This window comes from Pseudomonas sp. HMSC076A11, from assembly GCF_001810205.1.
Classification (GTDB): Bacteria; Pseudomonadota; Gammaproteobacteria; order Pseudomonadales; family Pseudomonadaceae; genus Pseudomonas; species Pseudomonas aeruginosa.
Map to the genome: position 1 here is coordinate 17,401 of NZ_KV800309.1, position 24,727 is coordinate 42,127.

Below are 24,727 nucleotides of genomic sequence, written 5' to 3' on the forward strand. Positions count from 1 at the left end.
TCCCTACAACGCAGAAAGCATCGTATTGTTTATCCTGAAAACGTCATAGCGCTGTTCCGCCAGCGATCTACTGGCTTCTCCCATACGTGCGATGAGCGAAGGCGACTCGATGAACTTCAACATTGCCGCGGCTAAACTCTGCGGACTCTTGATCGGTACCAGAAACCCATTGACACCATCCAGTACCGTTTCACGACATCCCGTCCAGTCAGTCGTTATCACAGGCTTCCCCAGGGACATGGCCTCCTGACTACTTCTCGGCACACCTTCTCTATAATAGGATGGCAGCACGAATACACTTGTATTGACCACCCATGCCTTGATGTCATGCACATGGCCAGGCCACTCCAACAAGCCTTCGGCTACCCACTGGTTCATTTCCTCCCGTGAAACCTTTCCTGGATTACTGTCGACGCCTCCCAAGACCAGAAAACGCGCGAGCGGACTACGTTTTCTAACGATTCTCGCGGCTTCCACAAAATCATAGATACCTTTCTCCTTGAGAAGACGAGCGACAAACACGAAAGTAATAGGCCGCAACACGGGAGAACTCGCGGCAAAATAATCAAGATCGACGCCTATACCCGGCAATATCAAGGCACGTCCCGTCTTGGCCAGCCGAGGGCTCACAAACAGGTCATAGTCATCCTGATTGAGCAGAAATACACGAGACGAGAACCGAAGGACCAACCTGATCGAACAGGTCACGACATACCTAAGTAGCTTCCGTAGAAAATGGGTATAGCCTTCTTCCGAATAGATGAAACCAGCGCCTTCGATCATCGAATAGCGTAATCTGACACCCGTCAAAAAAGCCGCGATACCACCGTAGATAACGGGCTTTATAAAGTAACTGAACACGGCATCGATCTTCAGCGCCCGCAGCTTGCAGATCAGGCTCAGGAGCGCGTGCAACTCCTGAAAGGGATTCATGCCCGCACGTTTCAAGCTGTAGGAAACCGGAATTGCTCCAAGCTCCGAAACTTGACGGCTTGTCACCTCGTCATAGTCTGGAGCGAAAGCGTAGACCTTCGCTCCTCGACGTACGACCTCACGAATGAAATCGCCACGAAAATTGTAGATTGAAAAAGCCTGATTGGAGATCAGCGCAAGGTTGCTAAAAGGCAACCCATCGACAACAGCGGCGTGATTCATGAATACCCACTCGGATTGGAAACCTGCCAGCGCCAGGCATCCGCAATCATGCATTCGAGGCCCAGCCCCGCCTTCCAGCCCAACTCTCGCTCCGCCTTGGAAACATCCGCCCAGCACTCGGCCACATCACCTGGGCGGCGACCGGACACCGTAAAGGGAATGCGCCTGCCAGAGACTCGCTCGAAAGCTTCGATGATCTGCAAGACCGAATAGCCGGTGCCCGTCCCAAGATTCCAGACGTGGTAGCCGTGCCCCTGCCGCAGGTACTCGAGCGCCCTGGTATGTCCTGCTGCCAGGTCGCAAACATGGATGTAGTCCCGGACTCCCGTCCCGTCGATAGTCGGATAGTCGCCGCCATGTACCGTCAACCGACTCAAACGTCCGACTGCAACCTGGGCGATATAGGGCAGCAGATTGTTTGGGGTACCGCATGGGTCCTCACCGATGAGGCCGCTTTCATGAGCACCGATGGGGTTGAAGTATCTGAGCACCGCGATGGACCAACGCGCATCGGAGCGAGCCAGGTCATCGAGCATGTGCTCGGCAGTCAGTTTTGTCCGGCCATAGGGACTGGCCACGCCTCCCACTTTCGAACTCTCGGATATAGGCAAGGTGCCAGGCATCTGATAGATCGTTGCGGAAGAACTGAAGACAATCTTGAATACCCCGACCCTCTGCATGGCGCGTAGCAGCGAAATAGTTCCCTGAACGTTGCTCTCGTAATACTCCAGCGGGTCATCAACGCTTTCTCCAACAGCTTTCAACCCCGCCAGATGAATGACCGCATCAACCTTCTCATCGATCAGCAGGCGCTCAACAAGAAGACTGTCTCTAATATCTCCCAGTACGAAGCCAACCGGATGCCCGGTTATTCTTTCCACTCGCTTTAGAGATTCCGAAGAACCGTTGACAAGATTATCCAGAACCACAACCTTGGCGCCTTGGCCTAAGAGTTCGACCAACACATGAGAGCCAATGAATCCTGCACCTCCTGTGACCAATACGCGCATCTCGCCTCACCTTGATACGTACAGAGCTGGGTTTTCAGGGGTAAGAACTCCCATCGAGCCCGTCTGTAACGCACTCTCTTTCTACTTACCCAGTGGAAAAGGAGGCGATCGAGGAGATCGCCTCCTTTGGCCTGCAGCTAAAGCGACTTAGTTGCGGTTGTTACCAGCCTTGTGGTTCTCCGAGGTGGACGAGCCATCTTCGTTGAAGTTGCCTTGGGTGGTGGAGGTCATGTTGGTGATGGTGCCATTGGCAGAGCGGATCAGGCCGAGCGCCTCGCAAGTTGGGAACTCGCCTTCCAGGACCAGACGTGCGCGACCGTTGGCACCGTTCCAGTTGGTACCGTCGATACCGAAGGCCTTGGCTACTTCGGTTACGGTGTACACACCGGTTTCGTGCGCTTTCAGGGCGGTCTTCCCGCTCGAGTCGGTCAGGTAGGTGCTGCCAGTCGCCGGATAACGCTTACCGTTCTGGTCGAACAGTACCCCGCGCACCTTGCCGTCCCGACCATCGTCGCTGGTGTTGGTCAGACGAATGAAGAACTGGTCGGAAACATTGGAGCCAGGCAGATTGAACAGACTGGCGACGCAACTGTTCTTCCAGAACTCGTCGAGACGGTTGCCTGCAATGGTACGGTCGACATAGCGTACGTTCTCGAAGTCGACCTTCAGATCACCCACGTCGAAACGTTGCAGCGCCTGCATCGGCACGGTGCCGGAAGCCTTCACGCAGACGTTGTAGGTCTGGTTGATATTCGAGTTGTCGAACGATACCGGCAAAGTACCGTTGCCCTGCGCATCCACTACACCTTCGATGGCGGCAGAATTCCAGAGCTTGGCGGCAGACCCCGGATTGGCGGCAAAGGCGGAGCAGTTCCCGGTGGTCAGGCCGATGTCGCTGATCCCGTTGAAGTTACCCGACAGGGTGCTGGTCACCTTGTCGCCACCGGCGAAACCAAACACGGTTCGACCCGCCTCGTTGAGCACATCCGTATTGATGCCGAGCCGTACGGCGCCCAGACGCGCATAGTTGGCACCATAATAATCGGTGTTATCGCCACCGACGGACACCGTGGTATCGAAGGAGCGATCCTGATTGTTCAGGTTCAACGGATGCAGGACGCGATTCTGCCCATACTGGTTGGTGTTGAGAACGTCCCAGTAAACCGCGGGCAGCGAAGTGAAAATGGTCAGGGGCGGTGCAGAATCGTTATTCGCAGGGTTGCCGGCATCGGCGCCAGTGGTGGTATCGAACTGTGCGGAAACCGTGACTTGGAAACGCAATTCGTTCAGCGGGTCGTTCTGCAGGCTCACTTTCGGATTCCAGGATCCAGCCACGAAGGTGGCATCGCCCTGAAGCGGAGCGCGCATGTTGGTGACCTTGGCAGGCTGGCTGTCCTGGCTGCTCGGCTCGCGGAAGTTGAAGAACACCACGTTGCCGCCGGTCGCGGTCTGCTTGATCATGTCGGCACCCGCCTGGTCGAGGCGCAGCTCAAGCGTGTTGTCGGTGGCGCCAGTGCCGCTGGTGATGACGAAGCCGCTACCCGCAGCCAGGGCGCCGATCTTGATCTGGTTGGCGGTCACGGCCTTGGCGAAGCGCACGACGGTACGACCAAGGGTCAGCTTGATGGTGTGGCCCGCAGCGGCATTTCCAGCCTTCACTGGATCGATGGTGTAGGTAACGCTGGGTAGGTCAAAGGTAGTTTCTTCGGACTTGTTGCCGAAAATCTCCTGAGCCAGGGTGATGTTGGCCGCCTTGCTGTCGAGGTTGGCACCATTTTCCACACTCTTGCCGACGACATAGTTGGCCTGTTCTGGCCCGTACTGCTCGGTTGCACCAGGCGAGTTCGCCTCCAGAGTGGGGCTTGTGGCAATAGCAACCACTCCGGCAGCGTTCGCGACTCCAGCAAACAGTGCCGAAGCTACAGCGGCGCTGAGTAGTGTTCTTTTGAGCATGAGAAAATAACTCCTTGAAGCGTTTATATTGAGCATTCCAGTCAAGTGTCCATCTTTGGACGACACGCTAATGATCATGTATCGGTAATCAACCAACACATCGACAGGCCTGACACCATGAATACTTCCAATCATTCCGGTGACACCGATCGAATTGACGCCCAGCCACTACCTGAAGTGGCCACACAGGCACCAACGGATGGCTTTATATAATTGCCAAAGCACCTCAGCAATAGCAAAAAGTGCGTTTTCACCTCTTCCTATTTAATAAATGAATTTTCCTACGGAAGAAGGTAAAAACAAAAACCGTAAATTAGAGAAAATTCTTAAGAATATCCAAGTGATCACGGATAAACGCTTCTAAAAACCGGGTCACACCCAGAAGTAAAAGGCTACTTCTGAGCATTTAGAAAGAAGATTCGCAATAGATTTTTATGGATGGATAAGGCCCGGAAAGTTCCAGGCCTATCGGGGATCACGACGAGAGTCGTCTAGATGAGTGTTGCAGGCGACCGACCTCATTCCATACGGCAGGCGCCCGGTCTATCGGAGCAGGCCAGTGTCTTGCTCAGCATGCCGCGCAGCTTTTCCGTCACTTCCCTGGCATCGGCATCACTTTCCAGCACGTAAGGCTGGATCAACATGATGACTTCTTCACGGGTCTTCACGGCTTTCTGGCGTCCGAAGAGGAAACCGATCCCGGGAATGTCCTTCAGGAGAGGCACGCCAGCGTTGGAGTCCGTTATGTTGTCCCGAATCAGCCCCCCCATCAGCACCGACCCACCGCTTTTCAACGTAAGCGATGTTTCCAGCGACGTCCTGGAAATCTCCGGAGCGCTAATTCCTCCTCCACTGGCCTTGCCACCGCCGCCGGAAGAGCCGCCACTGTCGCTCAACTCCTGGCTGACCGTAAGATCGACCCGACTATCCGAGTAGACTACGGGGGCGACATTCAGAATTGTGCCGGTAGAGCGGTAGGCAATTTCATTGCGCAGGTTGGTGCTTCCAGCAGTGGTGCTGTCGTCATTGACCTGGGCCGTTGGGATAGGAATATCCCGACCGACATTGATGTTGGCCTGCTCGCCGCTCTTGACCAAGATACGGGGAGTGGCGAGTACCCGGACTCGTTGATTGTCCGCCATTGCCTGGATGGCTGCGGTATTGCCTCCGGCGGTGTTGATGACGTAGTTGAAACCTCCTTTCCCGGCGCTGCCCTTGCTTCCGGTCGAGGTCGCGCTATTGAAGCTGCCGTTGAGCATCTCCCACTCCACGCCCAACTCCTGGGTGTCGCTGAGACTTACGCTGGCCACCGTCACCTCGATCAATACCTGGCGGGCCGGCTTGTCTATTTCCCGGAGCAAGCCCTGCATCTGCTGCCAGGTACGCGCCGCTCCTCGGAACAAGATGGCGTTTCGATTCTCGTCCTCCACTATGGTGCCGCTGCCGCTGATACCGGCCGCCAAGCCACCGAGCAAACCGTTAGCACCATCGCCCCCCACCAACGCGGCGGCACCTGCGGCTTGCAGCAAGGGAGCCACCGCCGGTGCCGCACCATCGTCTCCGGCGCGCCTGCCACCGCCAGATCGCTTGGAAGCGCTGCTTTGCAGTCCGGAGGTGATCCCGTAGGCACCCTCCCCGGCGAACCCCGATACCAATGCCCGCAACGACTTGGCCAGTTCGGTGACACGGGTATTGCGAGCTTCGTAGAAGAACAGTCCTTCCTTCTCCTCGCCGATACCTGCGGCAACCGCCATCGGAGCCCTGTCGACCTGCTGTGCCCACTCGCGCACCAAGTCGAGAAGTTGGCCATCGTTGGCGAAGACGATGAGGCCATTGGAACTTTCCAGCGGTACCAGCATTATGCTGCCGACCGCTTCGCCGATACCGACGCTGTATCCTTGCGCCGCAATCACGGTCTTGAGTTGACTGGCCATGTCGGCAGCACTGACGAAGGCCGGATCGATACGCAGGCTGTGACGTCCACGCATGAAAGGTTGATCGAGAAGGCGGACGGCTTCGGTGGCCTGGTTGACGATGGAAGACATGCCCTTGAGCATCAAGCCACTCCGCGCACCATCGGCCATCACGCTCAGGCCGGATTTTTCGTAGGCGCTGTTCAACCAGGGAATCACCTCCTTGGGGTCGACGCTGTGCAACGCCACGAATTGAAATACCGGCCGATAGGCAATCGGCACGCTAGGCCGTGCTTCGCCACTGATGAGAATGGGCGGCTCGTCCGGGCTGAGCCCTACCTGCTTGATCTGGAAGCGATAGATATCGCCTTGGTGGAGTATCTCCACGCCGTAGTTGACGAGCACCTGGCGCGCGACTTCGTAAACCATCTGTGCAGTCTGCGGCTGTTCCAAACGAACGGTCACGCGATCAGTCTTTTCCTTCAGAGCGCTTTCGATCTCAAACGGCAAACCGAGGATGTTGCCGAATACCTCGTTGATGAATGCGGCAAGCTGTACGTCCTCCACGTTCAGACTGATGTCAGCCTTCTTGTCGTCGAGGATCGCCTTGTCCATTCGATCGACTACACCGCCTACGATCGACCGAGGCGATGTGGGCGTGCCACTGAACTCCGTCTTCGGAACAGCCAACGATGCCGGAGCTTTCTTTCCGTCGTCGCTCAGCAGGGCTACGCCCTCGGTTGCCTTGGCTTTTTCCGACTTCGCGAGCAATGGTTCGGGAAACTGCAATGGGGAAGTACTGCAACCTGCCAATATGGCCAGACAGACGACAACGGACAACGGGTGGCGCAAGAAGGCAAAGCTCGGCCTATGGCAAGGGTGCATACAGTTTCCTTTCAAAACCCTGGGTGTTCCCGTCCTGCGAGAACGAGAAGCGGATTCCTTGTTCAGTGATGCTCTCCAGACGCTCGCCGCCAGGCAGAGTGGCGCCCGCCGCAAAACGCCGCAGAGGCTCCTCGGCGCTTTTGGCAACAAGGGCGAAGATGCCGCCTTCATCGCGGACAATGCCGCGTAGCAGCCAATCGACCTTGATTAGCGCCACTCCATCCACGCCCACCGAAACCCGCTTCGATTCAGCTTCGCGCTCCTCGTCCACGGCTCTCCCCCACCACGACATTCCAGCCAACTTGCCGGCAACCGTCGTATCAACCGCAACGGACGGAACTTCCGCCAGAACCCACTTCCGGGCTTCAGGAGTGGGCAAGGCGGAAAGATCGGCACTCGGAGCAAAGACAAGTCCGGCAAAGATGGAAGCGACCAGAAGCAGAAGATTCCAGCGAGCAAAGGCATGAGGCGTCATTGGGTTTGCAAATGGCAGGATGGAAAGCGATGAGTTGAAGATGCGGGAAGTGTGGCATTTATAGAAAATTGAAAATCCTGAGTTAGAAGTAAGAAAACTCCCAACTTACAAGTCGTAAAACCCAATCATTTCGAGACTCCATCGCCAAGCACGCAAGGACCCGACCATTACGGCAGGCGGCACCGGATGGATAGGCAAACAGTGCAGTCGGTACGGGTAACGGCTTGCACACCCCGCGCAGGATTCGCGTCACTCGGCCAGGACTGTCACTGCACCGAGACGCCAACAGCGGCAATGCAACCGACATTCACCTAGCGAACTCGGCCAAGAGCAGGAAGGCGAACCGACTCCACGCTCGCCCTAATGCGACGACACGTACTCCGCCCCCCCCTGCGCCGGCGGCAGCGAGAAACCCGCGCGCAGGCGTCGGGCCTCGGCCAGTGGCGAACGGCCGAACAGACGCTTGAATTCGCGGTTGAACTGCGAAGCGCTGGCGTAGCCGACCGCATGGCAGGCGGCCTGGGCGCTCATGCCCTGGCGCACCATCAGCAGACGCGCCTGGTGCAGGCGTGTGCACTTCAGGTACTGCATCGGCGAGGTCTGGGTGATCGCCTTGAAATGGCTGTGGAACGACGGCACGCTCATCCCCGCCTCGCCCGCCAGTTGCGCCAGCTCGAGCGGCTCGGCGTATTGCGCGTGGATGCGACGCAGCGCCCGGGCAATGTTGCCGAAGCGCCCGCGCATGGCCAGTGCCGCGCGCATGGCGCCGCCCTGGGGGCCGGTGAGCACGCGGAAGTACAGCTCGCGCAGTAGCGCAGGGGCGAGGATCGCTGTCTCCAGCGGATCGCCCAGCGCCTCCAGGAAGCGCAACACCGATGCCCGCAGCGGCGCGTCCATAGGGCTGGACAGCAGACTGCGCGGTGCCTCGACCTGTGCAGGCGCGCGCTGACGGTCGATCTCCACCGCCAGCCCGGCCGCCAGCGGGAAATCCAGGTGCAGGTAGATCGCCAGCAGCGGTCGCTCTGGCGTGGCATCGGTCTCCATGGTGAACGGCACCGGCACCGCCACGGCCAGGTAGTGCTGCTCGTCGTACAGGTAGACCTGCTCGCCGAAATAGCCGCGCTTTCGCCCCTGGCAAACGATGACGATCCCCGGATCGTAGAGCACCGGCGTCCGCGCCAGCGGTCGGTCCGAACGCAGCAGGCGGACGCTGTCGAGCCCGGTGAGGTTGTAGCCCTCCCGGGGCGCCAGGTTTTCGAGCAACGCGACCATGCGCTGTCGGTCGGCGGAGCGGATAGCTTCTGAATCAGACGGTGATGCGCTCATAGAATCAGGCAATGAAACGAGAGATTCCGGTCTCTGAGATAGGGACATTTCTGCGTATTGTGCACTCATTCCCCCATAACGGAGTCACACCATGTCGTTTCGCAAGACCCTGTTGATCACCGGCGCCAGCAGCGGCTTCGGCCAGGCCCTGGCCCGCGAGGCCCTGAATTCCGGTCACCGCGTGGTGGGCACGGTGCGCAGCGAGGAGGCCAGGAGCGCACTGGAAGCCGTGGCGCCGGGCCAGGCCTTCGGCCGGCTGCTGGACGTCACCGACCTTGCCGCCATCGAGCCGACGGTCGCAGCCATCGAGCGCGACATCGGTCCGCTGGACGTGCTGGTGAACAGTGCCGGCTATGGTCATGAAGGCATCCTCGAGGAGTCGCCGCTGGCCGAGATGCGCCGGCAGTTCGAGGTCAACCTGTTCGGCGCGGTCGCGATGATCCAGGCCGTGCTGCCCTACATGCGTCGGCGCCGCCGCGGTCATATCCTCAACATCACTTCCATGGGCGGCTACATCACCATGTCCGGCATCGCCTACTACTGCGGCAGCAAGTTCGCCCTGGAAGGGCTTTCCGAAGCCTTGGGCAAGGAGGTAGCCAGCCTCGGCATCGCCGTCACCGCCGTGGCCCCCGGCTCCTTCCGCACCGACTGGGCCGGCCGTTCGATGGTCCGCAGCCCGCGCACCATCGCCGACTACGACGCGCTCTTCGACCCGGTCCGCCAGGCTCGCCAGGAAAAGAGCGGCAAGCAACCGGGCGACCCGCGCAAGGCCGCGCGCGCCATGCTCCAGGCCATCGACGCGGAAAACCCGCCGGCGCACCTGCTGCTGGGCAGCGATGCACTGGGGCTGGTGCGGCAGAAGCTGAAGGCGCTGGAGGAGGAAATCGCGGCGTGGGAAGAGGTCACGCGGTCGACGGATGGATGAGGTTTGGAAAGTCGTAGACGGATAATTCCACGGCATTATCCGCCGATACCGCGCCGAACCGGCGGATAACCGCACTGCGGTTATCCGCCCTACGCCATGGCCAGGTTGCTGGCCCGCTCCGACAACAGACAGCCCTTTTCCTGCAAGTACCGAATCGCCTGCCGTGCCGTGGCGGGGTTCATCGTATTGCCGATGAAGGTCGTCAGCGAGTCGGTGAACTCCAGCACGATGTTCTCGGTGTAGTGCCATTTCCGGTAGTCCACCCGGGAAATGCTGGAATACGGCTTCGAGCGCGTGCGAATGACGCGGAACTCGACACGGTCCGCATGCAGGACCAGCCGCGGGGACAGGTCGCTGTGGGCCCAGCATAGCCAGGGAATGCCTTTCCAGCCGGCGAACGCGGCGACCAGGCGCACGTTCAGGCCGCTGTCCGTCGCAGGATCCTTCGTCACGCGCCCTCGCCTCCCAGATAACAGCCGCGCTGCTTGTCCACTGTCACCGTATGCCCGAAGCCCAGGACGAACCTGTCGTGGAACGGAAGCCCGGCGAGCCAGGAGGTCGCGCCGGTCCGCAGCCTCTCGTCGCGCCCGCCCCTCACTCCCCCACCCGCCCCTCGACCCTCCGCAAGCGCGCCATGCTGTACACATCCACGAAGCGCCCGTCCCGCACCGCGTAGTCGCGCATCTCTCCTTCGGTCTCGAAGCCGAACTTGCGATACAGCGCCAGCGCCGGGGCGTTGTCGGTGTAGACGGTGAGTTCGACGCGGCGCAGGTTCATCCAGTTGTCGGCGATGTCCAGCAGTTCGCCGAGCAGGCGGCTGCCGACGCCCTTGCCCTGCCAGGCGACGGCGACGCCCATGCCGATGCTGCCGCTGTGGCTGCGGCGGATGCGCGGGTGCTGTTCGAGGCTGGCGCTGCCGATGACGTCGCCCTGGTGCAGGGCGACGAGGATCAGCAGGCGGTCGTCGTCCGCGCTGTCGTGCAGGCGCTTGCGGCGCTGCTCCACCGACTGGTAGGGCATCTGCAGGACCTGGCGGGCCACGGCGGGGTCGTTGTACAGGGCGGTGAGGCCTTCCACATGGCGTTCGCTGTAGCGTTCGAGGCGGATCGTCGGCGATTCGGCGGTCATTGCGGTCATCCCTGGGCTGTCTGGCCACCCAGCATAAGCGTCTGCGCCGGGCTCGACCAGCCGGTCGGAGATCGCGCTTTCCCTGCCGCGCGGCTCTGGCTAAGCTCGACCTTCGAACAACGAAAGGACGCCAGCATGGTCCAGAGCGCCCCAGCCAGCGAAATCGCCGCCCTCATCCTGCGCGGTTTCGACGATTACCGAGAGCAGTTCCGCGAGATCACCGACGGCGCCCGTGCCCGCTTCGAGCAGGCGCAGTGGCAGGAAGCGCAGCGCGCCTCGGCGCAGCGGATCAACCTCTACGAGGAAAAGGTCGCCGAGACGGTGGCCGGGCTGCGCGCGGGGCTGGCCGACAGCGAGCTGCTGGACGTGGAGCGCTGGCCGATCATCAAGAGCGCCTACATCGCGCAGATCGACCTGCGGCTGGACGACGAGCTGGCCGAGACCTGGTTCAACTCGATCTTCTGCGGGCTGTTCAGCCACGACAACATCAGCGACGGCACGATGTTCGTGCACACCACCCGGCCCTCGCTGCGCGCCCACGCCCGCGCGCCCTACACCCGCACCTACCGGCCAGGCGGCGACCTGCGCCAGGCGCTGGAGAAGATCTTCGACGACTACCGCTTCGACGTGCCCTACGACGACCGCGAGCGCGACCTCGAACGGATCGACGCACTGCTGCACAGCAACCTGCCGGACTGGGTGTGCAAGGACCCGGACCTGGCCATCGAGCTGATCGGCTCGGTGTTCTATCGCAACAAGGGCGCCTACCTGGTGGGCCGCCTGTTCACCCCGGACGAGCAGTGGCCGCTGGTGTTCCCGCTGCTGCACCGCGAGGGCCACGGCATCCAGTTCGACACGGTGATCACCGACGAGGCGGAAGTCTCGATCATCTTCTCCTTCACCCGCTCCTACTTCATGGTCGACGTGCCGGTGCCGGCCGAGCTGGTGGCCTTCCTCAAGCGCCTGCTGCCGGGCAAGCACCTGGCCGAGCTGTACACCTCGATCGGCTTCTACAAGCAGGGCAAGAGCGAGTTCTACCGCGCCCTGATCAACCACCTGGCGACCACCGACGACCGCTTCGTCATGGCCCCCGGCGTGCGCGGCATGGTGATGAGCGTGTTCACCCTGCCCGGCTTCAACACGGTGTTCAAGATCATCAAGGACCGCTTCAACCCCTCGAAGAGCGTCGACCACGCCACGGTGATCCAGAAGTACCAGTTGGTGAAGAACCACGACCGGGTCGGACGCCTGGCCGACACCCAGCAGTTCGCCGACTTCCGCTTCCCGGTGAGCAAGTTCGAGCCGGAGTGCCTGGCCGAACTGCTGGAAGTGGCGCCGTCGACGGTGGTGGTGGAAGGCGACGTGGTGCTGATCCGCCACTGCTGGACCGAGCGGCGCATGACCCCGCTGAACATCTACCTGGAGAACGCCAGCGAGGCACAGACCCGCGAGGCGCTGAACGACTACGGGCTGGCGATCAAGCAACTGGCGGCGGCGAACATCTTCCCCGGCGACATGCTGCTGAAGAACTTCGGCGTGACCCGCCATGGCCGGGTGGTGTTCTACGACTACGACGAGATCTGCTACCTCACCGAGGTGAACTTCCGCTACATCCCCGAGCCGCGCTTCCCAGAGGACGAGATGTCGTCCGAGCCCTGGTATTCGGTGGGGCCCAACGACGTGTTCCCGGAAGAATTTCCGCGCTTCCTGTTCGTCGACCTCAACCAGCGCCGGCTATTCGCCAAGCTGCACGGCAACCTCTACGACGCCAAATACTGGCAGGGCCTGCAGGAGCAGATCCGCGAGGGCAAGGTGATCGACGTGTTTCCCTATCGGCGGCAGGAGACGCCTGAGCAGTTGCTCAAGTAGACCGAACCAGCCGCCCATTCCTAGACCAACTGCGCCCCCAGCGCCCGCACCACCCGCTGCAACTCCGCCCGTCCACCGGTGGCGACGCGCAGGCCGGTGATCTCGCGGCGCGGCGGGTAGTGTTTGCGCAGGGCGTCGAAGGCGGCGCGGCGGGTGGCGCTGTCGCCGGTCAGGCTGCGACGGAAGGCGGCGTCGTCGCTGCGCGGGTCGTATACCGCGCGGCACAGCGTGGCCAGCGCCCAGGCCGGGTCGCAGCCGGGGTTGAGTTGCAGGCCGGCGAGCCAGGTTTCCGGCAGCACGTCTTGCAGGCTCACGCGTTCGGCGATGCCGCGCCAGGCGCAGTAGGCCTGGTAGATCTGTGCGGTGCCGCGCAGCTTGCCTTCCAGGCTGTAGCCGGCGATGTGCGGCGTGGCGATCAGGCAGCGCGCGGCCAGTTCGGGGTCGGCCTGCGGTTCGCCTTCCCAGACGTCCAGCGCCACTTCCAGGTCGGCGCCGCCTTCGAGCAGGCGGCGCAGGGCCTGGTTGTCGACCACCGCGCCACGGCTGGCGTTGACCAGCCAGGTGCCGGGACGCAGGGCGGCCAGGCGGGGCTCATCCAGCAGGTGGCGGGTCGGGTGTTCGCCGTCGCGGTTCAGCGGAGTGTGCAGGCTGATCACGTCGGCCTCGGCCAGCAGCCGTTCCAGCGAGACGAATTCGCCGTCCGGCTCGCGTGCCTGGCGCGGCGGATCGCAGACCAGCACTTTCCAGCCCAGCCCGCGCAGCACCTCCACCAGCCGCCCGCCGACCTGCCCGGCGCCGACCACCCCATAGGTGCGTTCGGCCAGGTCGGCGCCGCGCACCTCGGCCATCGCCAGCAGGCAGCCGAGCACGTAGTCCACCACCCCGCGGGCGTTGCAGCCGGGCGCGCTGGACCAGGCGATGCCGGCCTCGGCGAAGTAGTCGAGGTCGAGGTGGTCGGTGCCGATGGTGCAGGTGCCGACGAAGCGCACCGGCGAGCCGGCCAGCGCGGCGCGGCTGACCTCGGTGACCGAGCGCACCAGCAGCACGTCGACCTCGGCCAGCGCCGCGCAGTCGATGGCGCGCCCGGGCAAGCGGCGAATGGAGCCCTGGTCGGCGAAGAAGGCGTCGACCACGGGAATGTTTTCATCGGCGAGAATACGCATGCAGACCTCCGCGAACGAGGCTGCACACTCTAGCAGGCCGAGGGCTCGCGGTGTTGCCGAACGGCTCGCGAGGCGGACCTGCCAGCGCCATGCGCAAGCCTCGACGATCGCGTTTCTCCCAACCACGACCGCGAACGATGGCCAGCTACAAGGAACAGAACCGCGAACGCCTCGTCCGCCTCCTCGACCAGGCGGCGTACGCCAGGGAGCCCGTTCATCGAGCCGGTAGCTCGCTCCGCTCCGGCATGGCCGCCAGGCGCTGGCGCATTTCCTCGCTGGCGGCAGGCCCGGCCTGCACGGTGCATTGCTCCAGCGGTACCGTTCGGCCATCGGCGAGAGCCGCCATGAACGAGCGCACCGGCCACCCGCTTGTTCGCTCGACGAGCTGCACGCTCTGCCCTTCCTCTGCGTAATGGCGATTGCCCCAGGCGACGAAAGCCATGAGCACGACGCGAAAATCCTCGCCCTTGGCCGTGGGCACGTACTGATAGCGCAGCGGACGCTGGCTGTAGGGCTGGCGTTCGAGCAGGCCCGCCTCCACCAGCGCGTTCAGGCGCCGGGTGAGCATGTTCGGCGCGATATCCAGGCTGCGGGAAAATTCGTCGAAGCGGCGCAGGCCCTGTAGCGCATCGCGCATGATCAGGATGCTCCACCATTCGCCGACCCGTTCCAGGCTGCGGGCTATGGGGCATTCGGCATCGGCGAAGGTCTTGCGTTGCATGGTTCTTCCTTGGCGAGGCTCACAAAGTGCTGGTCCGCATGTTACTTTCATGATGATAGTTACGTCCACTGACTGCTATTCCATCGGAACAGAAGGACTCGGACCCTCATGAGCAAACGTATCGTCGTCACCGGCATGGGCGCGGTCAGCCCGCCGGGCTGCGGAGTCGAACCCATATGGCAACGCCTGCTGGCCGGGCAATCGGGCATCGCCACGCTCCCAGCGGAGCTGATCGGCGACCTGCCCATCAGCATCGGCGGCCAGGTCCCCGACCGTGCCCAGGACCCGCAGGCCGGCTTCGATCCCGACCTGCTGCTGGCCGCCAAGGAACAACGCAAGATGGACCGCTTCATCCTCTTCGCCCTGGCCGCCGCGCAAGAGGCCCTGGTGCAGGCCGGCTGGGCGCCGCAGAGCGCCGAGGCGCAGGAGCGCACGGCGACCGTCATCGCCTCCGGGGTGGGCGGCTTTCATGCCATCGCCGAAGCGGTGCGGACCACCGACGGCAAGGGACCGCGACGCCTGTCGCCCTTCACCATCCCGTCCTTTCTCTGCAACATGGCGGCCGCCCATGTGTCGATCCGCCATGGCTTCAAGGGACCGCTGGGCGCCCCGGTGACCGCCTGCGCGGCGGGCGTGCAGGCCATCGGCGACGCGGCGCGGATGATCCGCGCGGGAGAGGTCGACGTGGCGCTCTGCGGCGGCGCGGAAGCGACCATCCACCGGGTGAGCCTGGCCGGCTTCGCCGCCGCGCGCGCCCTGTCCAGCGATTTCAACGACAGCCCCGAGCGCGCCTCGCGCCCCTTCGACCAGGCCCGCGACGGCTTCGTCATGGGCGAAGGCGCCGGCCTACTGGTCATCGAGGAACTGGAGCACGCCCTGGCGCGCGGCGCCAGGCCCATCGCCGAGCTGGTGGGCTACGGCACCAGCGCCGACGCCTACCACATGACCGCCGGGCCGGAAGATGGCAGCGGCGCCCGCCGGGCCATGCAGCAGGCGCTGCGCCAGGCCGGCGTGGAAGCGGCCGCGGTGCAGCACCTGAATGCCCACGCCACCTCCACCCAGGTAGGCGACAAGGGCGAACTGGCCGCCATCAAGGCCGTGTTCGGCACCGGCAGCGGGCTCGCCATCAGCGCGACCAAATCCGCCACCGGCCACCTCCTGGGCGCCGCCGGCGGCATCGAGGCGATCTTCACGGTCCTGGCACTGCGCGACCAGCTCGCCCCCGCCACGCTAAACCTGGAAACGCCCGACACCGACGCCGAGGGCCTCGACCTGGTTCGCGGCGAAGCCCGGCGCTGGCCGATGGAACACGCGCTGTCCAATGGCTTCGGCTTCGGCGGGGTGAATGCCAGCCTGTTGTTCCGGCGTTGGGTGTAGGGTGGGCGACCCCTCTGCCAGTCGTTCCTGAGCACGCTGGCGGAGGGGAAGCCACTCATGTCGCATTGCCCCAGAGCGTGTGGGTTTTCCTATGCTGTAACTGCGTCGTGATGGTCTAGGCGCGATCTGGATTCGTGGGGCAATTGCTTGTGGAGTGGGCGTTCAATGACCGCTTTCGGCCAGAAGCAGCCGCTCGATTTGGGCTGAATCTTACCTGTGGCGTTGCGTAGTCTATTACTAATGTCATCAGTCGGGATTTGGCAGGCTGCGGTGTGAAGCACGCGGCAGGCGAGAGCGAAGTCCAAGCAAGGGGGCAGTCGTGGAAAACTTCCATATTCTGGCGACCGTGCTTTCGATGATTCTGGGCTTGTCCATCACCAGGGTTCTGTTGTGCGCCATGACCGTTTTCAGGATTCGCCGCACGGCACAGCCAGACTGGGTCGCACTTGCTTGGGCACTCGTGCTTTTCCTGTTCCAACTGCAGTTCTGGTGGGCCCTAAACGACCTCCCCACCTTAAAGAATGCCTTTTCGTTCATCGAGTTCCTGCTTTTGGTCTGCCTGTCACTATCGCTGTTTAGTGCGGCGGCGTTGATATTGCCAAGTCGCAGCGAAGACGAGGCCGATGGCCTTCAGGTCTACTTTGAACAAGATGGACGCTTTGCCCTATTGGCGATCTGCATTTATCTAGGATTAGGAAGTACGACCAATATCCTGTTCGCCTCACCATTCCAGCTATGGGGTGCGTTGGATTTGGTCATGTTCACAGTATCGCTGGCAGCGTTCTTCTCTCGCTCTCGCCGCTTTTACGCGCCACTGACACTGGTGTATCTACCCTTGGCAATGATAGATATCGCTGTTTCGTTGGGAGCGTAGAAAGTTAGCGCTTTTCAACACTCAGAGGCTACTGCCCGCTTGTGGCCGGTAGCTATCGCTCATTACCGGCTGCTTTCGTCCCCTGGCTGCCGTCAGCCGCTGACAGAAAAGGCCACAAGGAGTTTGTGAAGCCAAGCCAAGGACACGTTCAACCCAAAACTAAAAATCCATGTCTACACAAAACCCTACCGCGACTCATAGAGCTATCGCAGAGCAGTGCAGCGAAGCGTGGTATGCTCCACCGCACGCTCAGATATCTGCCAAAGTGCCGGCAATAGCGCTTACTCTGATGGGCAATTTCGCATCGTTACCTCGAACTCATTGTAATCAAACGCCAGTACGCGAACGGTAGCAACCTCACTACTAAACGAGCGGCTTGCTCATATTGATACCGGTCACACAAAAGCCACTACCTTCATAAACATGTTTGGCTCGTTCGTTGTCGCCAGCTACTCGTAATTTTATCTGTTGAAATCCTCGAAGTTTAAGATCCCGCTCCAAAGACTCCAAGGCCTGCTTGGCGAGACCTTTTCCCTGGTGGACGGGAAGAATGTGGAAATCATTTATAAATGCCAAGTGCAGGGACAGATCCTCTTCGTACCACAGATATCCTATGACTTCTTCGGGGCCATCTGCCGGATCGTACAGGCACAGCAAAGATTGTCTAGCCGTATTGATACCGTCAGGTAAATCATCTGCTATTTCCAATTTGGCTTGCACAAGAGATTCACTGTACGAAAGCCTATGACTGGATGAAATCTCAGATGCATAGGCAGGGACAAAATAATCGAGATAACCTGAGAATTCGCTTTCTCGCATAGGTCTTAAAGAGATCATTGGACGCTTCCATTTTTTAATGTTTTTTCTTGGCAGAACATAAGTATTCTAAAAGTGAGAACTTCACAGCGCTAGCGCGATAATAATCAGCTGCCAAAGGCATGACAGCATCTTACGATAGAGCCCGAAAGGGTTCCGCCAGCACTAACGGAAAGACCAGACTTACACCCGCCCATGAGAGTTTACCGTATCGTCTCTCTTAAGTCTGGTAAACATCTGGGTCGGCTATTCGACCCGAGAGCCTGCCGATCATTGCCGAGGGCAACTCATGGTGCAAACTCTGTTAGGTAGTTCGTCTTCTTTGGTCGAACGGCAGCTTCCGAGCCCTAGCCGCTTCTCGTGGAGGACAGCTAACGCTGGCTCGTCACGCTCCCCACGAGAGCACGCTGCAATACACCGCTTGCACTGACATAAAGTCCAAGGGCGATGGCCATCATGATTGAGTAAGCAAGATCAATTCAGCGGCCTTCGATCATTCCATTTCCTTACTGACTCCCTGCTGGGCAGATCAATCTAAACGAAAGGGTAAGTCCGCTCTTGACCGGAAGCTGACACTAGTGGCGGGCAGCTACGGCCAATAACGGACTGTCGGCATCGCCATCACTAGTTACTGAAGATCAGCACAAAGCAACTACCTGATACAGCATTGCAATCACTTGGCCGCAAGCGCCTCGGGCACCTTCCAGCCACCGCCCAACGCTTTGAATGCCGCAACGCCAGTGCGGGCCGACTCGGTTTGCGCCTGGGCTCGGGCATCGGCGGCGCGCAGCAGGTTGTCGTCGGCCTGCAGCACTTCGATCAAGCTGACGACGCCCTGCTGGTAGGCCTCGAACGATGCCTGCCGCGCGCGGCTGAGCGAATCCACGCCCTGCTCAAGCACGTTGGCTTGCTGCTCACGCTTGACCAGTGCCGAGAAGGCGTTTTCCACGTCCTCGGTGGCGCGCAGCACGGCGAGGCGGTAAGCCGCCAGTTGCTCGGCTTCCTGCCCTTTGGCCAGGTCGATCTGGGCATCGATGCGGCCGAAGTCAAACAGGCGCCAACGTAGCCCCAGCACACCACTCATCTGGCTGGCGCCGCTGCTGAACAGGTTGCCATCGGACACCGACGTGGCACTGCCGATCAGCCCGCTCAGCGAAAACTTCGGGTAGTACTCGGCAATGGCCGCACCAATGCGGGCGTTCGAAGCAGCCAGGCGACGCTCAGCGACGATCAGGTCGGGCCGACGACGCAGCAGGTCGCCAGGTGTACCGCTCGCAGCGATCTGCGGTGTCATCGGGATAGCCTCGCTCCCGACCAACTCGGCGCGATACGTGCCAGGTTGCGCACCAAGCAGCACGTCGAGAGCGTTCATCGCAGCATCCAATCCGGTCTCCAGCACCGGTACCGAGGCGCTTACCTGAGCCAGTGCGCCGTGGGCCTGATGCACCTGCAATTCGGCAGCCAGCCCCTGGCCTTGCAGCAACTCGATGGTGGCCACCAGTTCCTGTTGCGTCTTCACCTGCTGACGTGCCACGGCGATACGGGTTTGCAGGCCGTGAATGCTGATGTAGGTATCGGCGGTCTGCGCTGCGATAGCCAGTCGGGTAGCAGTGACTCCCGCCTGCGAGGCCTGATATTCCGCCAGCGCAGCCTCGCGATCACGACGCCGACCTCCGAAAACATCCAGCTCCCAACTGGCGCCAAGATCGGCTTCATAGCTGTTGCCATAGCGGTCGAATCCTGGCGTGGAATCGAGTACCTGGCCCAACGGCGTCTCCACCGATTGGTAGGCGCGTGCCGCCTGGCCGCTGACGGAGCCGGACGGCAACAGTGCCGCATTGGCCGCACCCAGGCCGGCGCGGGCTTGGGCGATACGTGCCTCGGCCTGGGCCAGATCCAGGTTCTGCTGCAGTGCGAGCGTTACGAAGCGAGTCAATTGCGGGTCGCCAAAGCCCGCCCACCAATCGATCAAATCGCCCATGGAACTCACAGGCCGCTGCTCGACAGCCTCCTGCCCCAGGAAGCGCTCGGACAGGGAAATCTCGGGACGCTGGTAATCGGGGCCAACCGCGCAGCCTGCCACCAGGTCGGTACTGATCAGTACAACGAGGAGTCGCTTCGACAGCATGGATGTTCTTCCAGGGCAAGGGAGGAGATTGCAGAAATTGTGACCATAATACTTTTTGGTCACTAATTGTCTATCACCCTGCCGCTCTGTAGGCTATCCCCCATGAACAAGACCCCCTCCCCCAAAGTTGCAGCACGTGGTCCGGTGGATCACGAGGTGCGTGATCAGATCGTGGCAGCGGCGACCGAGCACTTCCGCCTGTATGGCTACGAGAAGACCACGGTTTCCGACCTGGCCAAGGCCATCGGTTTTTCCAAGGCCTATATCTACAAGTTCTTCGAGTCCAAGCAGGCCATCGGCGAGATGATCTGCTCGAGCTGCCTGCAGCAGATACAGACCGAGGTGAATGCTGCCATCCATGAGGTGGACAGCCCGCCGGAGAAGCTGAGGCGCATGCTCAAGGTGCTGATGGAAGCCTGCCTGCGGCTGTTCTTCCAGGATCGCAAACTCTACGAAATCGCCGCCTCCGCCGCCTCCGGGCGCTGGCCGGCAACCCTGCTCTACGAAGGCTTCATCGAGCAGACCCTTCGCGAGATCCTGCAGCAGGGCCGGCAGAGCGGCGACTTCGAGCGCAAGACGCCTCTGGATGAAACCACCCGCGCGATCCACCTGATCATGCGCCCCTATTTCAACCCGCTGCTGCTCCAGTACGGGCTCGAAACCACCGATGAAGCGCCGGCCCTGCTGTCCAGCCTGGTGTTGCGCAGTCTGTCACCCTGATTAGTGACTATTGACTAAATTGGTCACAAGAATCAAAGTGAGGCTCCCTACGACTTCGCAACGGGTTCCTCATGCGCCGGCGCAACCTCCTTCTGTCCCCCCTGGTCGGTGTAATTCCGTTCGTGCTGCTCGCCTGTAGCGACCAGACGCCCCCCGATCCCCGCACTGACGCGCCACTGGTTCGCATCACCACCATCCAGTCGGCAACCGCTACATCGCGCGCCTTCACCGGCATCGTCGCGGCCAGGGTGCAGAGCGACCTGGGTTTCCGCGTGTCCGGCAAGGTGTTGCAGCGCCTGGTCGATACCGGCCAGACCGTCAAGCGTGGCCAGGTGCTTTTGCGCCTCGATCCTATCGACCTGCAACTCGCCGCCCATGCCCAGCGCGAGGCGGTGACCGCAGCGCGGGCACGGGCTCAGCAGGCCAGCGATGACGAAGCTCGTTACCGCGCCCTGCGCGGCACTGGCGCGGTATCGGCATCTGCCTACGACCAATACAAGGCAGCGGCGGATGCGGCTCGCGCGCAACTCAGTGCAGCCGAGGCCCAAGCCAAGGTTGCCGGTAACGCCACCCGCTACGCCGAGCTGCTCGCCGATGCCGACGGTATCGTCATGGAGACACTGGCCGAGCCAGGCCAGGTGGTCAGCGCCGGCCAGGCCGTGGTACGGCTTGCACATGCCGGCCCACGCGAAGCCCTGGTGCAACTGCCGGAAACCCTGCGTCCAGCAGTCGGTTCCAGCGCTGAGGCCAAGCTCTTCGGCAGGCAAGACGTCAGCGTCGCCACCCGACTGCGCCAGCTGTCGGATGTCGCCGACCGCCAGACCCGCACTTTCGAGGCGCGTTACGTGCTCGAAGGCGAGCTGTCCGACGCGCCGCTGGGCACCACCATCACCGTGCAAATCAGCGATCCGCAAACTGCTTCACCAAGCACAGTGCAGGTGCCCATCGCCGCGCTGTACGACGCAGGCAACGGGCCTGGCATCTGGATGATTCGCGGAGAGCCCGCAGAGGTGGCGTGGACGCCCGTAAACGTTCAGTCGCTGGATGATGAGAGCGCTCGCATCAGCGGCGCGATCAAGCCGGGCGACCAGATCGTCGCCCTGGGCGCGCACCTGCTGCGCGACGGCCAGGCCGTTCGCCTGGCCGAGCCGGCCACCGTGGCGGCAGCCGAGGAAGGCCAGCCATGAGCGAAGGTCGTTTCAACCTCTCCGCCCTCGCCGTGCGCGAGCGCTCCGTCACCCTGTTCCTGGTCTGCCTGATCTCCCTGGCGGGTCTCGTCGCCTTCTTCAAGCTGGGGCGTGCCGAAGACCCGGCCTTCACCATCAAGGTCATGACCATCGTCACCGCCTGGCCGGGCGCCACCGCCCAGGAAATGCAGGATCAGGTCGCCGAGAAGATCGAGAAGCGCCTGCAGGAACTGCGCTGGTACGACCGCAGCGAAACCTATACACGCCCGGGGCTGGCCTTCACCACCCTGTCGCTGCTCGACACCACCCCACCCTCGGAGGTGCTCGAGGAGTTCTACCAGGCGCGCAAGAAGATCAGCGACGAGGCCAAGACGCTGCCTACCGGGGTGATCGGCCCGCTGGTCAACGATGAGTATTCGGACGTCACCTTCGCCCTGTTCGCGCTCAAAGCCAGGGGCGAGCCGCAACGCCACCTGGTGCGCGACGCCGAGACCCTGCGTCAGCGCCTGCTGCATGTACCGGGCGTGAAGAAGGTCAACATCATCGGCGAACAGGCCGAGCGCATCTTCGTCGAGTTCTCCCACGAGCGCCTGGCCACCCTGGGCATCGGTCCCCAGGACGTGTTCGCCGCGCTCAACGGGCAGAACGCCCTGACCCCGGCCGGCTCCGTGGAAACCCGTGGCCCCGACGTGTTCCTGCGTCTGGACGGTGCCTTCGATGAGCTAGAGAAGATTCGTGACACTCCGATCATCGCCCAAGGCCGCACCTTGAAGCTTTCCGATGTTGCCACGGTCAAGCGCGGCTACGAAGACCCGGCCACCTTTCTGATTCGCAACGGCGGCGAACCGGCCCTGTTGCTCGGCATCATCATGCGTGAAGGCTGGAACGGGCTCGACCTGGGCAAGGCCTTGAACGATGAAGTGCAGCAGATCAACGCTGAGCTGCCGCTGGGCATGAGCCTGAGCAAGGTCACCGACCAGGCCGTCAACATCAGCGCGTCCGTCGACGAGTTCATGATCAAGTTCTTCGTCGCGCTGCTGGTGGTGATGCTGGTGTGCTTCGTCAGCATGGGCTGGCGCGTCGGCGTGGTAGTCGCGGTGGCAGTGCCGCTGACTCTGGCGATGGTCTTCGTGGTGATGGCCGCCACTGGCAAGAACTTCGACCGCATAACCCTGGGCTCGCTGATCCTCGCCCTTGGCCTGCTGGTAGACGACGCCATCATCGCCATCGAGATGATGGTGGTGAAAATGGAGGAAGGCTACGACCGTGTGCGGGCCTCCGCCTATGCCTGGAGCCACACAGCGGCGCCGATGCTCTCCGGCACCCTGGTTACCGCCGTCGGCTTCATGCCCAACGGCTTCGCCCGCTCCACGGCCGGCGAATACACCAGCAACATGTTCTGGATCGTCGGCATCGCGCTGATCGCTTCCTGGCTGGTCGCGGTGATCTTCACGCCGTACTTCGGCGTCAAGCTGCTGCCCGAGATCAAGAAGGTCGAGGGCGGTCACGACGCCATCTACGACACTCCGCGCTACAACCACTTTCGTCGGATTCTGGGTAAGGTGATCGCCCACAAGTGGCTGGTCGCAGGTTCAGTGATAGGGCTGTTCGTGACGGCCGTGCTCGGCATGGCGCTGGTCAAGAAACAGTTCTTCCCCATCTCCGACCGCCCCGAAGTCATGGTCGAGGTACAGATGCCTTATGGCACCTCGATCCTCCAGACCAGCGCAGCTGCGGAAAAAGTCGAAGCCTGGCTGGCCCAGCAGGCAGAGGCGAAGATCGTCACGGCGTACATCGGCCAGGGCGCACCGCGCTTCTTCATGGCCATGAGCCCGGAACTGCCGGATCCGTCGTTCGCCAAGATCGTCGTACGCACCGACAACCCGGATGAGCGCGAGGCACTCAAGCACAGGCTGCGCAAGGCGATTGCCGAGGGTCTGGCCAGCGAGGCGCAGGTGCGCGTCAGTCAATTGGTGTTCGGCCCCTACTCGCCCTACCCGGTGGCCTACCGGATTAGCGGCCCGGATCCGCAACGCCTGCGCGAGATCGCCAGCGAGGTGCGCCAAGTGATGGATGCCAGCCCGCTGATGCGGACGGTCAATACCGACTGGGGCACCCGCGCTCCCACGCTGCACTTCAATCTGCAGCAAGATCGCCTGCAAGCGGTGGGGCTAACCTCCAGTGCCGTTGCGCAGCAGCTGCAGTTTTTGCTCAGCGGCGTGCCCGTCACCGCCGTACGCGAAGACATCCGCACGGTGCAGGTCATGGCCCGTGCCGCTGGCGATATTCGCCTCGACCCGGCACGGGTGATGGATTTCACCCTGGCCGGCACCAATGGTCAGCGCATCCCGCTGTCGCAGATTGGCGAAGTGGAGGTACGCATGGAAGAGCCGATCATGCGCTGGCGCGACCGGGTGCCGACTATCACAGTGCGTGGCGATATCGCCGAAGGCTTGCAACCGCCAGACGTGTCGACCGCCATCAGCCAGCAGTTGCAACCCATCATCGACAGGCTGCCGAGCGGCTATCGCATCGAGCAAGCGGGCTCCATCGAGGAATCGGGCAAAGCCAGCAAGGCCATGCTGCCGCTGTTCCCGATCATGCTGGCCGTCACGTTGATCATCATCATCCTGCAGGTGCGCTCGATCGCCGCGATGATCATGGTCTTTCTCACCAGCCCGCTGGGGCTGATCGGCGTAGTGCCGACGCTGATCCTGTTCCAGCAGCCGTTCGGCATCAACGCGCTGGTCGGGCTGATCGCGCTGTCCGGCATCCTCATGCGTAACACGCTGATCCTGATCGGGCAGATTCGCCAGAACGAAGCGGCGGGTCTCGATCCGTTCCGCGCCGTGGTCGAAGCCACCGTGCAACGCGCTCGGCCGGTGATCCTCACCGCGCTGGCGGCGATCCTGGCGTTCATCCCACTTACGCATTCCGTGTTCTGGGGCACCCTCGCCTACACCCTGATCGGCGGCACCTTCGCCGGCACCGTGCTGACCCTGGTGTTCCTGCCGGCCATGTACGCCATCTGGTTCGGCATCCGCCCCATCCCCCACGAGCCACTCGCGCAGGCACAACCTGCATGAACAGCCCTTCCCTGAT

Annotated in this window: 19 protein-coding genes; 7 read left to right on the forward strand and 12 right to left on the reverse strand. The window is 61.9% G+C overall.

What is annotated here, in order from left to right:
• Positions 1 to 3: 3 nt before the first annotated feature.
• The 6 genes from HMPREF2716_RS15120 to HMPREF2716_RS15145 form a co-directional block, all read right to left on the reverse strand.
• Positions 4 to 1,128, reverse strand: coding sequence for a glycosyltransferase family 4 protein (locus tag HMPREF2716_RS15120; RefSeq protein ID WP_031627961.1), 1,125 nt, complete (start codon positions 1,126 to 1,128; stop codon positions 4 to 6).
• 23 nt (positions 1,129 to 1,151) lie between these two features.
• Complete coding sequence (gene galE, locus HMPREF2716_RS15125; protein ID WP_016263724.1) at positions 1,152 to 2,165, reverse strand: UDP-glucose 4-epimerase GalE; 1,014 nt, start codon at positions 2,163 to 2,165, stop codon at positions 1,152 to 1,154.
• Positions 2,166 to 2,312: 147 nt separating this feature from the next.
• Positions 2,313 to 4,118 (reverse strand): hypothetical protein, encoded by a 1,806-nt coding sequence (locus HMPREF2716_RS15130; RefSeq protein ID WP_073650819.1) that lies wholly within the window; start codon positions 4,116 to 4,118, stop codon positions 2,313 to 2,315.
• A 518-nt stretch (positions 4,119 to 4,636) separates the two neighbouring features.
• Positions 4,637 to 6,916, reverse strand: coding sequence for a type II secretion system protein GspD (locus HMPREF2716_RS15135; RefSeq protein WP_033938626.1), 2,280 nt, complete (start codon positions 6,914 to 6,916; stop codon positions 4,637 to 4,639).
• Positions 6,900 to 7,391, reverse strand: a complete 492-nt coding sequence (locus tag HMPREF2716_RS15140; protein WP_033938632.1) for a hypothetical protein — start codon at positions 7,389 to 7,391, stop codon at positions 6,900 to 6,902. Before HMPREF2716_RS15140 ends, HMPREF2716_RS15135 begins: the two co-directional genes overlap by 17 nt.
• Positions 7,392 to 7,751: 360 nt before the next feature.
• A complete protein-coding gene (locus HMPREF2716_RS15145; protein ID WP_070621941.1) occupies positions 7,752 to 8,717 on the reverse strand; it encodes an AraC family transcriptional regulator in 966 nt (321 codons plus the stop codon).
• A 91-nt stretch (positions 8,718 to 8,808) separates the two neighbouring features.
• Between HMPREF2716_RS15145 and HMPREF2716_RS15150 the strand changes: the two genes are divergently transcribed.
• The gene (locus tag HMPREF2716_RS15150; RefSeq protein ID WP_034002602.1) at positions 8,809 to 9,642 is read left to right on the forward strand and encodes an oxidoreductase; all 834 of its coding nucleotides are present in this window, start codon (positions 8,809 to 8,811) and stop codon (positions 9,640 to 9,642) included.
• Positions 9,643 to 9,731: 89 nt separating this feature from the next.
• On the opposite strand, the gene HMPREF2716_RS15155 is transcribed toward HMPREF2716_RS15150, so the two are convergent.
• Together HMPREF2716_RS15155 and HMPREF2716_RS15160 are read right to left on the reverse strand one after the other, a co-directional pair.
• Positions 9,732 to 10,094, reverse strand: a complete 363-nt coding sequence (locus tag HMPREF2716_RS15155) for a hypothetical protein (protein ID WP_003122979.1) — start codon at positions 10,092 to 10,094, stop codon at positions 9,732 to 9,734.
• Between the two features lie 142 nt (positions 10,095 to 10,236).
• Positions 10,237 to 10,770, reverse strand: a complete 534-nt coding sequence (locus tag HMPREF2716_RS15160) for a GNAT family N-acetyltransferase (RefSeq protein WP_003082887.1) — start codon at positions 10,768 to 10,770, stop codon at positions 10,237 to 10,239.
• A 135-nt stretch (positions 10,771 to 10,905) separates the two neighbouring features.
• Between HMPREF2716_RS15160 and aceK the strand changes: the two genes are divergently transcribed.
• Positions 10,906 to 12,639 carry a bifunctional isocitrate dehydrogenase kinase/phosphatase gene (gene aceK / locus HMPREF2716_RS15165; protein WP_016263728.1) on the forward strand — a complete coding sequence of 578 codons (1,734 nt, stop codon included), beginning with the start codon at positions 10,906 to 10,908 and terminating at the stop codon, positions 12,637 to 12,639.
• A gap of 20 nt (positions 12,640 to 12,659) precedes the next feature.
• On the opposite strand, the gene pdxB is transcribed toward aceK, so the two are convergent.
• Both pdxB and HMPREF2716_RS15175 read right to left on the reverse strand, forming a co-directional pair.
• A complete protein-coding gene (pdxB, locus tag HMPREF2716_RS15170; RefSeq protein ID WP_023119638.1) occupies positions 12,660 to 13,802 on the reverse strand; it encodes a 4-phosphoerythronate dehydrogenase PdxB in 1,143 nt (380 codons plus the stop codon).
• 214 nt (positions 13,803 to 14,016) lie between these two features.
• The gene (locus HMPREF2716_RS15175) at positions 14,017 to 14,523 is read right to left on the reverse strand and encodes a winged helix-turn-helix transcriptional regulator (RefSeq protein WP_070621942.1); all 507 of its coding nucleotides are present in this window, start codon (positions 14,521 to 14,523) and stop codon (positions 14,017 to 14,019) included.
• 108 nt (positions 14,524 to 14,631) lie between these two features.
• On the opposite strand from HMPREF2716_RS15175, the gene fabF reads away from it, so the two are divergent.
• Positions 14,632 to 15,900, forward strand: a complete 1,269-nt coding sequence (gene fabF, locus HMPREF2716_RS15180; protein ID WP_070621943.1) for a beta-ketoacyl-ACP synthase II — start codon at positions 14,632 to 14,634, stop codon at positions 15,898 to 15,900.
• A gap of 319 nt (positions 15,901 to 16,219) precedes the next feature.
• Positions 16,220 to 16,774, forward strand: coding sequence for a hypothetical protein (locus HMPREF2716_RS15185; protein ID WP_031758982.1), 555 nt, complete (start codon positions 16,220 to 16,222; stop codon positions 16,772 to 16,774).
• A gap of 363 nt (positions 16,775 to 17,137) precedes the next feature.
• On the opposite strand, the gene HMPREF2716_RS28805 is transcribed toward HMPREF2716_RS15185, so the two are convergent.
• Together HMPREF2716_RS28805 and HMPREF2716_RS15195 are read right to left on the reverse strand one after the other, a co-directional pair.
• Positions 17,138 to 17,611, reverse strand: coding sequence for a GNAT family N-acetyltransferase (locus HMPREF2716_RS28805; protein ID WP_071534053.1), 474 nt, complete (start codon positions 17,609 to 17,611; stop codon positions 17,138 to 17,140).
• A 652-nt stretch (positions 17,612 to 18,263) separates the two neighbouring features.
• Positions 18,264 to 19,718, reverse strand: a complete 1,455-nt coding sequence (locus tag HMPREF2716_RS15195) for an efflux transporter outer membrane subunit (protein WP_016253666.1) — start codon at positions 19,716 to 19,718, stop codon at positions 18,264 to 18,266.
• 102 nt (positions 19,719 to 19,820) lie between these two features.
• Between HMPREF2716_RS15195 and HMPREF2716_RS15200 the strand changes: the two genes are divergently transcribed.
• The 3 genes from HMPREF2716_RS15200 to HMPREF2716_RS15210 all read left to right on the forward strand — a co-directional run bounded on the left by HMPREF2716_RS15200 (position 19,821) and on the right by HMPREF2716_RS15210 (position 24,711).
• A complete protein-coding gene (locus HMPREF2716_RS15200) occupies positions 19,821 to 20,438 on the forward strand; it encodes a TetR/AcrR family transcriptional regulator (protein ID WP_003133334.1) in 618 nt (205 codons plus the stop codon).
• A 71-nt stretch (positions 20,439 to 20,509) separates the two neighbouring features.
• Positions 20,510 to 21,625, forward strand: coding sequence for an efflux RND transporter periplasmic adaptor subunit (locus tag HMPREF2716_RS15205; protein ID WP_003162328.1), 1,116 nt, complete (start codon positions 20,510 to 20,512; stop codon positions 21,623 to 21,625).
• On the forward strand, positions 21,622 to 24,711 hold the full coding sequence (locus HMPREF2716_RS15210; RefSeq protein ID WP_016253667.1) for an efflux RND transporter permease subunit: 3,090 nt from the start codon (positions 21,622 to 21,624) through the stop codon (positions 24,709 to 24,711). The genes HMPREF2716_RS15205 and HMPREF2716_RS15210 overlap by 4 nt, the downstream gene beginning before the upstream one ends.
• The last annotated feature ends 16 nt before the right edge of the window (positions 24,712 to 24,727 follow it).